Origin of the sequence: Novosphingobium sp. (assembly GCF_024642085.1) — a bacterium.
Taxonomy (GTDB): Bacteria; Pseudomonadota; Alphaproteobacteria; order Sphingomonadales; family Sphingomonadaceae; genus Novosphingobium.
This window is the reverse complement of the sequence record NZ_JAHEBV010000043.1, coordinates 1-13279: the sequence shown is the minus strand read 5'-3', so window position 1 is coordinate 13279 and position 13279 is coordinate 1. Positions and strand designations below refer to the sequence as shown.

Sequence of the window (13279 nt, the reverse complement as noted above, 5' to 3'; positions counted from 1 at the left end):
GCTGTGTCGATGATATTGCACATGCTCGCATGGGAAAAAACCGACGTATGAGGTGGTCCCCGAACGGGGCTCATCGAGTTGCCATCACCAGAGCGGCAGCTCTCGAAGGCCGTCTCAGCCTTATGCAGCGCCCGCAAGCCGTTTAACCCGAGACCCCCAAGTTTTGCCTACTCCCAAAACCCCCGGCTGATCTGCACAGCCAATGCCCCGGTGATCTGCCGGACCTAACATCGCAGCAATGGAACTGCCGGGGACAGGTCAGATGTTTTCCGGGCCGAAAATTTCGAAGTTGAGAAAGCGCTTGGTGGGTGCGTTGCCGGTATTCAGGTCGCGCTGCATCTGTGCGAGAGCCTCTTGGGCCAAACGTTGGATCGGGTGTGCGAAGATCATGGTCACCACATTGTCGATCAGGCCGAGCCGCGTGTGTTCGGTCATGTCGTTTCCGACGGTCACGATCGAGCTGGCGCGTCCCGAATTGCGAAGGGCTTGCAGAGCGCCGGGCATACCGCCACCTGCGACGTATAGAGCAACAAGATCGGGCTCGCGCCGCAACAGCTGTTCTGTCACATCGCGGGCGATGGCGTTGTCTTCGAAGGTCTGCACAGGCTCCAGCAGGGTGAACTCCGGTGCATGCTCTCGGCAGTAGGACCGGAAACCGGATTCGTTCAGCTCCTGACAGCGATAGCGGTGATTGCCAACCAAAATCCCGACCCGCCCCGGCCTTTTGCACATGCTCGCGACGGCCCAACCAGCCGTGCGGCCGACCCGCCAGTTGTCAAGGCCGATATAGCCAGTGCCGCAACTGGCGGTCAGCTCGGAGATCAGGCCGTAGGTGTTCACGCCCCTGGCGGCAAGGGATTCGATTGCACTTGAAATCCTCGCGTGCTCGGCCGTGACGACCGCCAAGGCGCCAACGTTGTCGCCCATCTTCAGCATCTGTTCCGCCACGGCTTCCGGCGACAGATCGTCCACATGTTCAATGATGACATCAACGGGTTCGGGCAGGTCTGCGGCTGCGGTGCGGATCGTTTCGGCGATCATGCGGTAAAAGGTCCGGTGCGATTGTTGCAGCAGGAACCCCAGCTTTCGGCGTGGTCTATCCACCTGAAGGCGTTCGCGCAGCGCGGGCAGGGCATAGAACTGAAGCTCCTCGGCCGCGGCAAGCACCTTTGCGGCCGTCACAGCCCGAACCTTGTCCCGACCGTTCATGATGCGGTCGATGGTCGAGACGCTGACGCCGGCCTTTTCAGCCAGATCCTGAACAGTTGCACGGTGAGCCATCGGGCCTCCTGAGGGAATCCTTCATTTCTGCGGCGCAGAAAATGAGGGAAAAGAAAAGAAATACGCCACACAGAAGATTTATTCGTGCGGGAAGTTTTGTCAATGGTATAGAAATTCTATTCTGCAATGCGAGTCGGCTTTACATTCTACGGGAGGGCAGCGTGGACGATCTGAAATTTGGCACACGCGACAAGCGCGGCAACTGGGCCCCGTCCAAACCCTTGGCCATCGCGCCCTTCTGGGAGGGTCGCTGGGCCGAGATGGGGCGCTGGATCATCGCCTATCTATGGCCGCACAACGCGATCTTCATGGGGCTGACGCTGGCCTATATGTATTTCGTGCTGCCCGACGTACAGACGATGAAGACCTTCGCCTGGGGCTGGGTCCTGACCATCCATGCCGTCAACGCGGGCGGCGTCTTCTTGCTGTATGGCGCGGTGGAGTTCTTCTATTACGTCAAGCGCAAGCAGGGCACGCGATTCAAATACAACGCGAAATTCCCCGCCGAGAACCCTTCGGACGTTTTCTGGTTCAAAAGCCAGAACATCGACAACTTCTTGCGGACCTTCTGCATCTCGATCCCGCTTTGGACCGCTGTCGAGTGCTTTACCCTGTGGTGCTTTGCCAATGGCATCGGAAATTGGGTGGACCCTTGGGCGCATCCCTACTGGATCGCCGCGCTGATCCTGCTGGCTCCAGCCCTACATGAGGTGCATTTCTTCTGCATCCACTGGCTGATCCACCAGCAGCCGCTGTATCGCTGGATCCATTCGATCCATCACAATTCGATCAACCCCTCGCCCTGGTCGTCGATGTCGATGCATCCAATCGAGGCTTTCGCCTTCTTTGCCGAGATGATGTGGCATATCCTCATTCCCTCGGCACCGATCGCGGCGATGTTCCAACTGACCTCGACCGCCTATGGCGCGATTGTCGGCCATATCGGCTTTGACAAGCTGGAGGTGACCGAGGGTCAGGCGATGGATAGCCACGCCTATACCCACTACCTGCACCACAAATACTTTGAGGTGAATTACGGCGGCGACGGGCTGATCCCCTTGGATCGCTGGTTCGGCACCTGGCACGACGGCACCAAAGCGGCCGACGAGCAGATGAAGGACCGCTTCCGCCGAAAAAAGGAACGTCTGGCGGCGAAGGCTCCGGCGGAGTGACCGAAAGACTATGACGGACCGGGCGGCGCCATGACGGGGCGGCCCACGGGAGAGATGTGCCGAAAAATCGGCCTTATGAGGGAGGAGACCCAAATGAAACTTGCAAAGTTGCTGGCCACCGCGGCCATCATGACGCTGGGCGCAGGCATGGCCTATGCCGAGGGCGCGAACATCTTCGTCATCGGCGGCAAGCCCGATGACCCATTCTGGGGAATTGTGAAAAAGGGCGCCGAGGACGCCGGCAAGCTGGTTGCAGCTCAGGGCGGTTCGGTCACCTGGCTGGGCCCGCAGAACTACGACAACCTCGGCGTGGACGCGGCAGAGCTGATCCGTCAGGCCATCGACCAAGGCGCCACCGCAATCGTCGCCCCTGATTGGGTTCCCGATGCGATGGACCCGGCCTTCCAGGCGGTCGCTGCGGCCAAGATCCCCTTCATTGTCTATAACGCGGGCGGTTTGGAAGCAGCGGATCGTCTGGGCGCGATGAACTACGTCGGCTCGAACGACTACAAGGGCGGCTTGGGCGGCGGTGAATACCTTGCCAAGGCGGGCTCCAAGTCGGGCGTCTGCATCAACTCGCTGCCCGGTGCGGCGAATATCGAAGCCTATTGCAAAGGCTACGGCGACGGTCTGACCGCTGCTGGCGCCAAGGCCGATGTCCTGCCGCTGCCCGCCACCGCCGAAGGCAACGTGACCGCCGTCGCGCAGGCGATCAAGGCCTATCTGCTGGAGCATCCGGACGTCGACTCGGTCTTCACCACGGCGAACCTTGACGCGGTCGGCGCGGTGCAGGGCATTGCTCAGGCTGGCATGGAAGGCAAGGTCAAGGTTTGCGGCATCAACTTTGACGCCGCCATTCTGGACCAGATCGACAAGGGCACCCAGGCCTGCGCCATCGACCAGCAAGGCTATCAGCAGGGCTTTTATGCCGTGTCGATCCTGAATGGCTATGTCAACTACGGCCTGACCATCCCGACGCGTGAGATCCTGACCGGACCGGGCGTCGTCGATGCCGCCAACATCAAGGCCACGCTGGCCGGCGCCTCGCAAGGCACCCGCTAAGCCCAAAGGGCCGTCCGTTCTGCGGGCGGCCCGATCCATCAGCCATCAGGGGAGGGATGCGCATGACCACAAAGCCAACAGCCGGGATCACCTTGCGACATCTGGCCAGCAGGCCAGAGGCCGGTTCGTTCGTCGGCATGATCGCGGTCTATGTCTTCTTTGCTCTGATGGGTGGGGCCAATTTCATCGGCGCGCCCGGAATTTCCAGCGTGCTGAACATGTCGTCCGAAGTGGGCATTATTGCGCTGTCGGTCGGCCTTCTGATGATTGCGGGCCAACTGGACATGTCGGTCGGCTCGGTCGTTCCGGCGTCTTCGTTGACGGTGTCCTTGTTGGCCGTCGATTTCGGCGTGCCGGACATTCTGGCGATCCTCGGCGGTCTGGCGGTGGGTCTTGCCATCGGCTTCGTGAACGGAGTTCTGGTCAGCCGCACCCGCATCCCCTCGCTGATCATCACCATCGGCACGATGTTTGGCGTCATGGGGCTGACCCTGGGCCTGACCATCCTGATCCATGGGTCAACCGGCGTGTTTCTGGTGCCGGGCGACGCGGCCAAGGCCGTCTTTGGCCAACTGATCCGCAACATGTTCCAGGTGTCGATCCTGTGGTGGGCTGTCTTTGTCGCGGTGATCTATGGGCTGCTGCATGTTTCACCCTTGGGCAACTGGATCTTTGCACTGGGAGGCGACAAGGAAAGCGCGCGTAACGCAGGCATCCCGACGGGCAAGCTGACCATCGGGCTTTACATGCTGTCAGGTTTTTCCGCCGCCTTTGTCGGCGTCAGTCAGGTGATGACCTTCAACGCGGCGCAGGTCGCCGCCGGGCAGACCTTCATCTTCAACTCGATCATGTGCGTCGTCATCGGCGGCGTCCTCTTGACGGGCGGTGCGGGGTCGGTGCTGGGGATTGTGCTGGGCACGCTGACCTTCTGCATCGTCAATCAGGGCATCTTCTTTTCGGGGTTGGACCCTAATTACGGCAGCATCATCATCGGGGCGCTTTTGTTGATTGCCGTGATGACCAACGACAAATTCCGCGCCATGGCGCTGGCCCTTTCGGCCGGACGGAGGTCCTGATGAACGTTTCAATCCTGACCCGCCGCCCGGAAATCGGCTCGATCCTCAGCCTGATCGCGGTGATCGTGTTCTATGTCGTCTTCGGAGGCGTGAACCTGGGCAAACTGGCCGGGGCGGCAAGCTGGGTCAATCTGGCCGCGAACCTTGGCATTGTGGCCCTGCCAGTGGGCCTGTTGATGATCGCCGGAGAGATCGACATTTCGATCGGCGCGATGATCCCGGCGGGGTCGATGACGGTGGCCATCCTGTCGGGCCATTTCGGATTGCCGATTGGGGTGGGCATCGCAGGCGCATTGGCGCTGGGGCTGCTGGTCGGCTTGGTGAACGGGCTGATCGCCACCCGCACCACGGTGCCGACGCTGATCATCACGCTGGGCACGCTGATGGCGGTTCAGGGGATCATCCTGTCATCCGCCATGCTGCTTGCGGGCAACGCCAGTGTGTCGCTGACGCCGCCCGACTGGGCCAAAACCGTCTTCGGCATGCTGATTGCCGGCAAGTATCAGGTGATCATCTGTTGGTGGGCGGGATTTGCCGCGGTGTTCTATTGGGTGCTGCATGTCTCGCCCTTGGGCAACTGGATCTATGCCATGGGCGGCGACCAGACCTCGGCCCGCAATGCCGGCATCCCCACGGCACGGCTAAAGATCGCGCTGTTCATGCTGTCGTCGACCGCCGCCGCCTTTGTCGGCATCTGCGGGGCGATCCAGTTCAACTCGGCGCAGGTTTCGGGCGGTATGGGATATATTTTCAACACCATCGTCAGCGTCGTGGTGGGCGGGGTCCTGCTGACCGGCGGCTTCGGCTCGGTGCTGGGGATCCTGGTCGGCACCGTCACTTTCGCCATCGTCAGCCAAGGCATCTATTTCACCCAGATCGAGCGCAACTGGTCGAACCTGATCATCGGCGTGACGCTGCTTCTGGCCGTGGGCATGAACGAAAGTTTCCGGAATTTCGCGATGCGGTCGGTGCGCAAGAAACCACGGGTCCGCAAAGAGATCGCCGCTGGGCGTTAAGGGGTCGAATGACCCACAACAGTCGCTGTCATGGCGCACAAAGGGAGGAACCTACAATGAAACTTTCACTCAAGGCGCTGGCGACGGCGACGGGTCTGTCGCTGCTGTCCGGCGCGGCCATGGCGCAAGAAATTGTCGTGATCGCTGGTTCGGTCGAAGACGCCTTCATGGACAAGATCAAGAAGGGTGTCGATGACGCGACCACGATGGTCACGGCTAACGGCGGCACGGTTCAGTTTCTGCGCACCCAGAACTATGAAAACTTCGGCCCCGATCTGGTGACGCTCATCAACCAGGCCGTAGCGCAGGGCGCGAAAGGCATTGCCATCCCGGTTTGGGTTCCCGATGCGCAAATCCCCGCGCTGAAGGCCGCGCGCGATGCGGGCGTCGTGATCATGCAATACAATTCTGGTCTGCCTGTCATGAAAGACATCGGCGCCATCAACTATTTCGGGTCCGACGAATATGCGGCCGGTGTGGGTGGCGGCAAGTATCTGGCGGAACACGGTGCCAAGCACATCGTCTGCCATATTCAGGTTCCGGGTGCGATCAACCTGACCGAACGCTGCAAGGGCGTGACCGATGGGGCCAAGGAAGCGGGTGCCACGGTGACGGTGCTTGAAACCCCGCCGAACCTTGACGGCGACGTGACCGGCACCGCCGAGGCCTTCAAGGCCGCGCTGATCGGTGACCCGTCCATCGACGCGCTGGTGTCCTGTGCCGATTTCGGCGCTGCCGCCGCCGTCAACGCTGTGGAGCAGACCGGCGCCAAGTTGCAGATCGGGGCCTTCGACTTCAGCCCCGCTTCGCTGGACCGGATCAAGGCTGGCACCCAGACCATGGCCATCGACCAGCAACCCTACCTGCAGGGGTTCCTCGCGACCTCGATGCTGTTCGCCCACCTCAAGTTCGGCACGAACATCTCGACCAACCCGGTTCTGACCGGCCCGGCGATCATCGACGCGGCCAATGTGGACGCTGTCGTGGCCGGAGCCGCCTTGGGCGCGCGCTAAGCCATGTGAACGTGTCCGGCCGGAAGTTTCCGGCCGGACCAATCCGGCGGCCTTTGGGACCTAAGGCTGACGGCTGAACAAGGATTTGGGGGGAAAGACCACAAGATGTCGGACAAACAAGAAACTTCCGGTTCAAAGGGACGCGGCGCCCTCTCTTTGCAAAGCATATTTCGGCGTCCTGACGCAGGCGCTGCCGCCGGGTTCTTTGTGATTCTGGTCTTCTTTGGTTATTTCGGGGCCGAGAACAACTTTCTCACCGCACTGGGAACCTCGACCTGGCTGAACTTCGCCTCCAAGGTTGGCATCGTCGCCATCCCGGTGGGCTTTCTGATGATCGCCGGAGAGATGGACATCTCGATCGGCGCCCTGATCCCGGCGGGCGGGATCGTTCTGGCGATGGCGGTCAATCAGTTTGGCATGAACTTCTGGCTTGCCTGCGCACTGAGCCTTGGCATTGCGGGTGCCATCGGCGCCATCAACGGCTTTCTGGTGACGCGCAGCAAGGTGCCCTCGCTGATCGTAACCTTGGCAACCCTTTTTGTCGTCGCGGGCCTGAATTCTTATGTGTCAAAGCAACTGGCCGGCACCACGCAGCACAGCCTGCAAGATGTGGGGCCGGTGTCGGAATTCGTTCTGGGCGACTATCATACGCTGGCTTTCGGCGCGGAAGGGGCGCAGATCGTCCTGTTCCAAAGCTTGCAAAGCTCTTTCTTTATCTGGATCGCCTTTGCCGTGGTCTGCTTTTTCATCCTGCATATGTCGCCTTGGGGCAATTGGATCATTGCAATGGGCGGCGACCAGCAAAGTGCGCGCAATGCGGGCATACCGACCGGCCCGCTGAAGATCGTGCTGTTCGTGCTGTCCGCGATGGCCGCAGCCTTGGTGGGGATCAGCGAGGCGGTTCTGGCCAATACGGCCAGCACGACGACCCAGTTCGGCATGATCTTCAACAGCATCATCTGCGTTGTGGTGGGCGGCGTGCTTTTGACGGGCGGCTTCGGCACCGTGACGGGCATCGTCTTTGGCACCCTGACCTTCGGCATCGTTTTTCAGGGCATCAACTTCACCACCTTCGACAAGGACCTGAACCTTCTGTTCATCGGCGCCCTGCTTTTGATCGCGGTCCTGATGAATGAAACCTTCCGCAGAATGGCGACCAATTGGTCCGCCACCAAGAAATCCTGAACCGGGGAAAAGCCATGTCTGATAAAGCACCCATCCTTGCCCTGCGTGGCGTCAACAAAAGCTTCGGCCCGATCGACGTTCTGCACGACATCAACATCGAAGTGCGCGCCGGCGAAGTGCTGTGCCTGCTGGGCGACAACGGCGCGGGCAAGTCCACGCTGATCAAGCTCATGTCGGGGGTTCACCAGCCCACCAGCGGCAAGATCGAAATGGACGGCGCAGTCGTTGCGCTTCCCACTCCCCGCGCGGCATCGGAAAAAGGCATCGCCACCGTCCATCAATTCGGCGGCACCTTTCCGTTGATGTCGATTGGTCGGTCGTTCTTTGTCGGGGTCGAGCCGACAAAGGGTTGGGGACCGTTCAAGGTCTATGACCGCAAGACCGCCAACGAGATTGCGGTCAAGGCGGTGCAGGATTTCGGCATCACGCGCATTGATGACGGTGACCGTCTGGTGGGCGGGCTGTCGGGCGGAGAGCGGCAATCGCTGGCCATCGCCCGGGCCGTCCATTTTGGCGCCCGCGTGCTGATCCTGGACGAACCGACCGCCGCCCTTGGCGTCAAGCAGGCCGCCCACGTCCTGCGCATCGTGAACGAAGCGAAACGGCGCGGCCTTGCCGTGATCTTCATCACCCATCAGGTCATGCACGCCATGGCCGTTGGCGACCATTTCGCCGTGCTGATCCGCGGCGCCATTGCTGCCGATTTCAAAAAGGGCGAGCGCACGCGCGAAGAAATCACCGATCTGATGGCCGGTGGTGAAACCATGGCCGGGCTCGAGGCCTCCATCGAGGGCTATATGGCTGATCATGCTGGACACCCGCCACCGGCCGTCTGAAGTTTGGAAAGCTGGGACTCCACACCTGCTTTCCTTTTCCCCCGCGATTTCTCCCAAACTGCGGGTTGCGACGGGTCCGAGCCGGATTTTCCCCCCGGCTCGGACCACCCCAACAAAATGAACCGCTTAGGCAGGACAGACATGACCATCAGAATTGCCGTCATCGGCGCAGGCCTCATGGGGGCCGACCATGCGAAAATAGTGGCCGAGGATATGCCGGGGGCCTGCCTTCAGGTCGTCTGCGACATGGACGCCACAAGGGCCCGCAGGATTGCCGAGGCCCATGGCGCGCAGGATGTGATGACCGATCCCGAGGCCGCCATTGCGCGGGCCGATGTCGATGCGGTGATCGTGGCCAGTCCCGATTTCACCCATGCACCGCTGTCGTTGGCCTGCATCGCGGCGGGCAAGCGGGTGCTGTGCGAAAAGCCACTGTCGCAGTCCGTTGACGAATGTCTGGCGGTGATGCAGGCCGAACAGGCCGCTGGCGCGCGCTTTGTGCAGCTGGGCTTCATGCGTCGTTATGACGAGGCCTATGTGCAGATGCGCGGCGCGTTGCAGCGCGGCGATCTGGGCCGTGCGCTGATGATGCACAACTTTCACCGCAATGTCGAAACTCCGGCGGCGGATTTCACCGGGGCCATGGCCATCACCAACTCCGCCCCGCATGAATTTGACGTGGTGCGCCATGTGCTGGGATGCGAATATGCCTCGATTGCCGCCTGGCAGCCGAAGCGGTCCGACGCAAGGGTGGCCCCGGTTGTGATGGTGCTGGAAACCGCGGACGGCCAGTTGGTCAACATCGAGGTCAACAACAACGCGGCCTACGGCTATGACGTGCGCGCCGAACTGGTGGGCGAGGCCGGGTCCATCGCCATGAACCCGGTCGCCTATACCCGCACCGACATGCGGCTGGCCTCTTCCACCGGATACGACAGCGACTGGCGCGGGCGTTATGCCGAGGCCTACCGCCGCCAGAATCGCGCCTTTTTGCGCTTTGTGCAGACCGGCGCCTTCCCCGAAATCGGGGCGGATTGCTGGGATGGCTATTGCGCTGCAGTTGTCGCGCAGGCGGGCGCCAAGGCGCTGGCCGTGGGGCGCAAGATGCCCGTTGAAATGATCGCAAGACCGGAGTTCTACGCATGAAACTTGGATTCGTATCCGACAGTCTGGGCGGTTTGCCCTTTGCCGATATGCTGAACCACGCCGCACGTCTGGGCGTGTCGGGAGTCGAGGTCAACACCTGCGGCTGGTCAAGTGCCTCGCATTTCGACCTGAAGGGGATGCTGGGCAACAAGGCCGCGCAAAAGGCCTATCAGGCGGAATTTGCGGGCCGTGGGCTGGAGATCATCAGCCTGAACGCCAATGGTAACCCCCTGCACCCGACCGACCCCGCCCAAGGCGAGGGGTTGCGCAACACCATCCGTGTGGCGGGCGAAATGGGGATCAAGACGGTTTGCACCATGTCGGGCCTGCCCGCCGGAAACCCGACCGACACAATGCCGAACTGGGTGATTTCCAGCTGGCCGCCCGAGACCCAGGCCATCCTGCTCTATCAGTGGGAGGAAAAGCTGCTGCCCTTCTGGACCGAGATCGCCGCGCTGGCACACGATTGCGGCGTTGAACGCATCGCGCTGGAGCTGCACGGCAATCAATGCGTCTATAACGTGCCATCGCTGTTGAAACTTCGCCAGATGATCGGCCCGGTGATCGGCGCCAACCTTGACCCCAGCCACCTGTTCTGGATGGGAGCCGATCCCTTGATCGCAGCCGAAGCTTTGGGCGACGCGATTTACCACGTTCACGCCAAGGACACCTTCCTGAACGCCCCCAAACAGGCCACCACCAGCCTTTTGGAAAACGGCAGCCTGATGGATATTCCGGCGCGGTCCTGGTCCTACATCACCCTTGGGTTTGGCCATGGCGAAGAATGGTGGCGGCAGTTCTGCTACCGTCTGAAGATGGCGGGCTATGACGGCTGGCTGTCGATCGAACATGAAGACGTGCTGCTGAACTCTTTGGAAGGGTTGGAGAAATCCGTGGCCCTTCTGCAAGGCGTCATGCCCGGCCGGCCCGCCGACTACAAACCCCAAGACATTTGACGGAGAGACCCCATGCCCTGGATCAACGCCTGTTCCGCCACCGACATTCCCGCCGAAGACGTGATCCGTTTCGATCACGGCACGCGCACCTTCATCATCGTCCGCGACGACAAGGACGGCTACTGGTGCGCCGATGGGCTTTGCACGCATGAGGACATCCACCTGTGCGACGGCATGGTGATCGAAGGCACCATCGAGTGCCCGAAACACTCCTCGATCTTCAACGTCACCAATGGCGAGGTCGAGACGCCTCCCGCTTGCAACAACCTTCGCACCTACCCGACCAAGGTCGAAGACGGGCGTGTTTTCGTGGATCTCTGAGATGGCATTCCAACTGGCCGCCTGTGCGGAAATGCTGTGGCGCGACCGTCCGATGTCGTGGCGGGCCTCGCGGCTGAAGGAAATGGGTTTTGGCGTGGGCCTGTGGAACTGGCCTGCATGGGACGTGGCCGCACTGGTGAAAACCGGCGCCACCTTCACCATCATGAACGGCTATCTGCAAGGCCGCCTGACCGATGCCGAAGGCGCAGACCTGTTGCTGAAATCCGCCCGCGAAACGCTGCAAGTGGGTCAGCGGCTGGGGGTGCAGCGGTTGAACCTGCACGGCACGGGCTTGGGCGATTTCGGCCTGCCGATCCCGCATCTGGCGGCCTTTGCGCCGGGGATGGAGCTGCGCGCCCGCGACACCTTGCACCGCATCTGCGATCTGGCCGAGCGCGAGGGCGTGACCTTCACGCTGGAAAACCTGAACCCGCGCGAACATCCCGGCTGCCCCTTTGGGTCCACCGCTGCCGTGCTGTCGCTTGTCTCTGCCGTGAACCGCCCGCAGTTGCGCATTAACCTTGATCTTTACCACACCCAGATCGGCGAAGGCGACGTGATCCGCTGGGCCGAGGCCTGTCTGCCATGGATCGGCGAAGTGCAGGTGGCCGACAACCCCGGCCGCTGTGAACCCGGCACCGGCGAGATGCACTGGCCCAATATTGCCCGCGCCTTGGACGCCATGGGCTATTCCGGCCCCGTCGGCATGGAAGCCTTTGCCAAAGGCGACGAAACAACCGCGCTGGAAGCCTTCCGCGCCGCATTCACTTTGTAAGGACACAGCCATGGGCATGTATCACAACCGACCCCACGTTCAGGACATCCGCGCCATGAAAGCGCGGGGCGAAAAGATCTCGATGCTGTTCGTCACCACGCCCGATGAGGCGGCGGCTGCCGCTGCGGCGGGCATTCAGATGCTGTCGATCGAAGGCCGCTTCTTTGACGCCGAAATGCGCGCGGCGGCGGGCGATTGTTTTGTGCAGGTGGGCCTGCCCTATGGCGGCTGGGGCAGCTTCAATGGCCGCCCCTTGGCGACCGCCGAAGACTATTTGCGCGCGGCCTTCCACTATGCGGCCCTTGGCGGCGACGCCTATTACTGCGCGGCCTCTTATGACATTCAAAAGGTGCTGTGCGACAACCATATCCCGGTGGTTGGCCATATCGGCCTGATCCCCAGCTATATCAGCTGGACCGGCTGGCGCGCGGTTGGCAAGACCGCGGCAGAGGCCGAGGCGCTGTGGCGCCACACCCAGATGCTGGAGAAAATCGGCGTCTTTGGCGCCGAGCTGGAGGTCGTGCCCGACCGTGTGGCGCAGTTCCTGTCGGAAAACTCGTCGATCATCATGCTGGGGATGGGGGCGGGCAAACATGCCGATGCGCAGTATCTGTTCACCGAAGATGTCTGCGGCTATGGCAAGAACCACAAGCCGCGTCACGGCAAGGTTTACCGTAACCTTGGGCCGGAACTTGACCGGATTCAGGCCGAGCGGATTGCCGCGTTCAAAGACTACAAGGCCGATGTCGACAGCGGCGGCTATCCGGCGGCAGAGCATAGCGTGGCCATCAAGGATGACGAATTCGACGCCTTCCTGAAATCGGTGAAGGTCTGATGCGCATCGGGGTGGTGGGCTATGGCACCGGGGGGCGGCATTTCCACACCCCCTTTATTGCCGCGGCCCGGGGCTGCACGCTTGCAGGCATCGTCGCGCGTGCGCCCGCCACTATCGCTGCGGCGCGGGCGGATTGGCCGGACACGCCGATCTTTGCCAGCCTGACCGACCTGATCGCCGCAGGCGTTTGTGACGCCGTGACCATCACCACCCCACCCCAGACCCGCCGCGATCTGGTGTTGCAGGCGATCGGCGCAGGCCTGCACGTCATCGCCGACAAACCCTTTGCGCCCGATGCCGCTGGCGCCCTGGAGTTGGGCCGTGCGGCCAAAGCCAAGGGCGTCGTGCTGGCCGTCTATCAAAACCGCCGCTTTGACGCCGACTTGCAAACCCTGCGCAAGGTGATCAATGATGGACGGCTGGGCAAGATCTGGCGGATTGAATCGCGCATGGATCAGGACAGTCCGCAAACGCTGGAGCCGGGGCCGACCGGCGGTCTGTTGCGCGATCTGGGCAGCCATGTCGTGGACCAGATGATCTATCTGCTTGGCCCCGTCGCCGTCGTCGATGCCCAGATGGATGTCGTCGATCTGCCGCAAGGCCCG

The 13279-nt window shown here is 61.7% G+C and carries 14 protein-coding genes; 13 read left to right on the top strand and 1 reads right to left on the bottom strand.

Features of this window, described 5'->3' with window-relative positions:
- Positions 1-258: 258 nt before the first annotated feature.
- Entirely contained in the window at positions 259-1281 is a 1023-nt protein-coding gene (locus tag Q0L62_RS12320; RefSeq protein WP_296680223.1) for a LacI family DNA-binding transcriptional regulator, read from the bottom strand.
- A gap of 161 nt (positions 1282-1442) precedes the next feature.
- Here Q0L62_RS12320 and Q0L62_RS12315 point away from each other — a divergent pair, with 161 nt between their 5' ends.
- From Q0L62_RS12315 to Q0L62_RS12255, 13 genes are all read left to right on the top strand, one after another.
- A complete protein-coding gene (locus tag Q0L62_RS12315; RefSeq protein WP_296680220.1) occupies positions 1443-2453 on the top strand; it encodes a sterol desaturase family protein in 1011 nt (336 codons plus the stop codon).
- Positions 2454-2483: 30 nt separating this feature from the next.
- Positions 2484-3515 (top strand): sugar ABC transporter substrate-binding protein, encoded by a 1032-nt coding sequence (locus Q0L62_RS12310; RefSeq protein WP_296680219.1) that lies wholly within the window; start codon positions 2484-2486, stop codon positions 3513-3515.
- Positions 3516-3577: 62 nt separating this feature from the next.
- Positions 3578-4591 carry an ABC transporter permease gene (locus tag Q0L62_RS12305; RefSeq protein ID WP_296680216.1) on the top strand — a complete coding sequence of 338 codons (1014 nt, stop codon included), beginning with the start codon at positions 3578-3580 and terminating at the stop codon, positions 4589-4591.
- Positions 4591-5607 carry an ABC transporter permease gene (locus tag Q0L62_RS12300; protein ID WP_296680214.1) on the top strand — a complete coding sequence of 339 codons (1017 nt, stop codon included), beginning with the start codon at positions 4591-4593 and terminating at the stop codon, positions 5605-5607. The genes Q0L62_RS12305 and Q0L62_RS12300 overlap by 1 nt, the downstream gene beginning before the upstream one ends.
- Before the next feature lie 56 nt (positions 5608-5663).
- Positions 5664-6620, top strand: coding sequence for a substrate-binding domain-containing protein (locus tag Q0L62_RS12295; protein WP_296680211.1), 957 nt, complete (start codon positions 5664-5666; stop codon positions 6618-6620).
- 105 nt (positions 6621-6725) lie between these two features.
- Entirely contained in the window at positions 6726-7805 is a 1080-nt protein-coding gene (locus Q0L62_RS12290; protein ID WP_296680209.1) for an ABC transporter permease, read from the top strand.
- A gap of 14 nt (positions 7806-7819) precedes the next feature.
- The gene (locus Q0L62_RS12285) at positions 7820-8641 is read left to right on the top strand and encodes an ATP-binding cassette domain-containing protein (protein ID WP_296680206.1); all 822 of its coding nucleotides are present in this window, start codon (positions 7820-7822) and stop codon (positions 8639-8641) included.
- A gap of 141 nt (positions 8642-8782) precedes the next feature.
- On the top strand, positions 8783-9787 hold the full coding sequence (locus tag Q0L62_RS12280; protein ID WP_296680202.1) for a Gfo/Idh/MocA family oxidoreductase: 1005 nt from the start codon (positions 8783-8785) through the stop codon (positions 9785-9787).
- Complete coding sequence (locus Q0L62_RS12275; protein ID WP_296680199.1) at positions 9784-10743, top strand: sugar phosphate isomerase/epimerase; 960 nt, start codon at positions 9784-9786, stop codon at positions 10741-10743. Before Q0L62_RS12280 ends, Q0L62_RS12275 begins: the two co-directional genes overlap by 4 nt.
- A gap of 12 nt (positions 10744-10755) precedes the next feature.
- The gene (locus Q0L62_RS12270; RefSeq protein ID WP_296680196.1) at positions 10756-11064 is read left to right on the top strand and encodes a MocE family 2Fe-2S type ferredoxin; all 309 of its coding nucleotides are present in this window, start codon (positions 10756-10758) and stop codon (positions 11062-11064) included.
- Position 11065: 1 nt separating this feature from the next.
- Positions 11066-11839: a TIM barrel protein gene (locus tag Q0L62_RS12265; protein ID WP_296680194.1), complete on the top strand. Its 774-nt coding sequence runs from the start codon at positions 11066-11068 to the stop codon at positions 11837-11839.
- Between the two features lie 10 nt (positions 11840-11849).
- Entirely contained in the window at positions 11850-12674 is an 825-nt protein-coding gene (locus tag Q0L62_RS12260; RefSeq protein WP_296680190.1) for a 3-methyl-2-oxobutanoate hydroxymethyltransferase, read from the top strand.
- Positions 12674-13279, top strand: a 606-nt coding sequence (locus Q0L62_RS12255; protein WP_296680188.1) for a Gfo/Idh/MocA family oxidoreductase, incomplete at its 3' end; no start/stop codon positions are given. The genes Q0L62_RS12260 and Q0L62_RS12255, both read left to right, overlap by 1 nt.

Excerpts from the sequence above, each read along its gene's own strand:
- Q0L62_RS12295 (WP_296680211.1), top strand. The coding sequence starts at position 5,664 with ATGAAACTTTCACTCAAGGCGCTGGCGACGGCGACGGGTCTGTCGCTG.
- Q0L62_RS12280 (WP_296680202.1), top strand. The coding sequence starts at position 8,783 with ATGACCATCAGAATTGCCGTCATCGGCGCAGGCCTCATGGGGGCCGAC.
- Q0L62_RS12265 (WP_296680194.1), top strand. The coding sequence starts at position 11,066 with ATGGCATTCCAACTGGCCGCCTGTGCGGAAATGCTGTGGCGCGACCGT.
- Q0L62_RS12270 (WP_296680196.1), top strand. The coding sequence starts at position 10,756 with ATGCCCTGGATCAACGCCTGTTCCGCCACCGACATTCCCGCCGAAGAC.
- Q0L62_RS12260 (WP_296680190.1), top strand. The coding sequence starts at position 11,850 with ATGGGCATGTATCACAACCGACCCCACGTTCAGGACATCCGCGCCATG.
- Q0L62_RS12320 (WP_296680223.1), bottom strand. The coding sequence starts at position 1,281 with ATGGCTCACCGTGCAACTGTTCAGGATCTGGCTGAAAAGGCCGGCGTC.
- Q0L62_RS12285 (WP_296680206.1), top strand. The coding sequence starts at position 7,820 with ATGTCTGATAAAGCACCCATCCTTGCCCTGCGTGGCGTCAACAAAAGC.
- Q0L62_RS12310 (WP_296680219.1), top strand. The coding sequence starts at position 2,484 with ATGACGGGGCGGCCCACGGGAGAGATGTGCCGAAAAATCGGCCTTATG.
- Q0L62_RS12300 (WP_296680214.1), top strand. The coding sequence starts at position 4,591 with ATGAACGTTTCAATCCTGACCCGCCGCCCGGAAATCGGCTCGATCCTC.
- Q0L62_RS12290 (WP_296680209.1), top strand. The coding sequence starts at position 6,726 with ATGTCGGACAAACAAGAAACTTCCGGTTCAAAGGGACGCGGCGCCCTC.
- Q0L62_RS12305 (WP_296680216.1), top strand. The coding sequence starts at position 3,578 with ATGACCACAAAGCCAACAGCCGGGATCACCTTGCGACATCTGGCCAGC.
- Q0L62_RS12275 (WP_296680199.1), top strand. The coding sequence starts at position 9,784 with ATGAAACTTGGATTCGTATCCGACAGTCTGGGCGGTTTGCCCTTTGCC.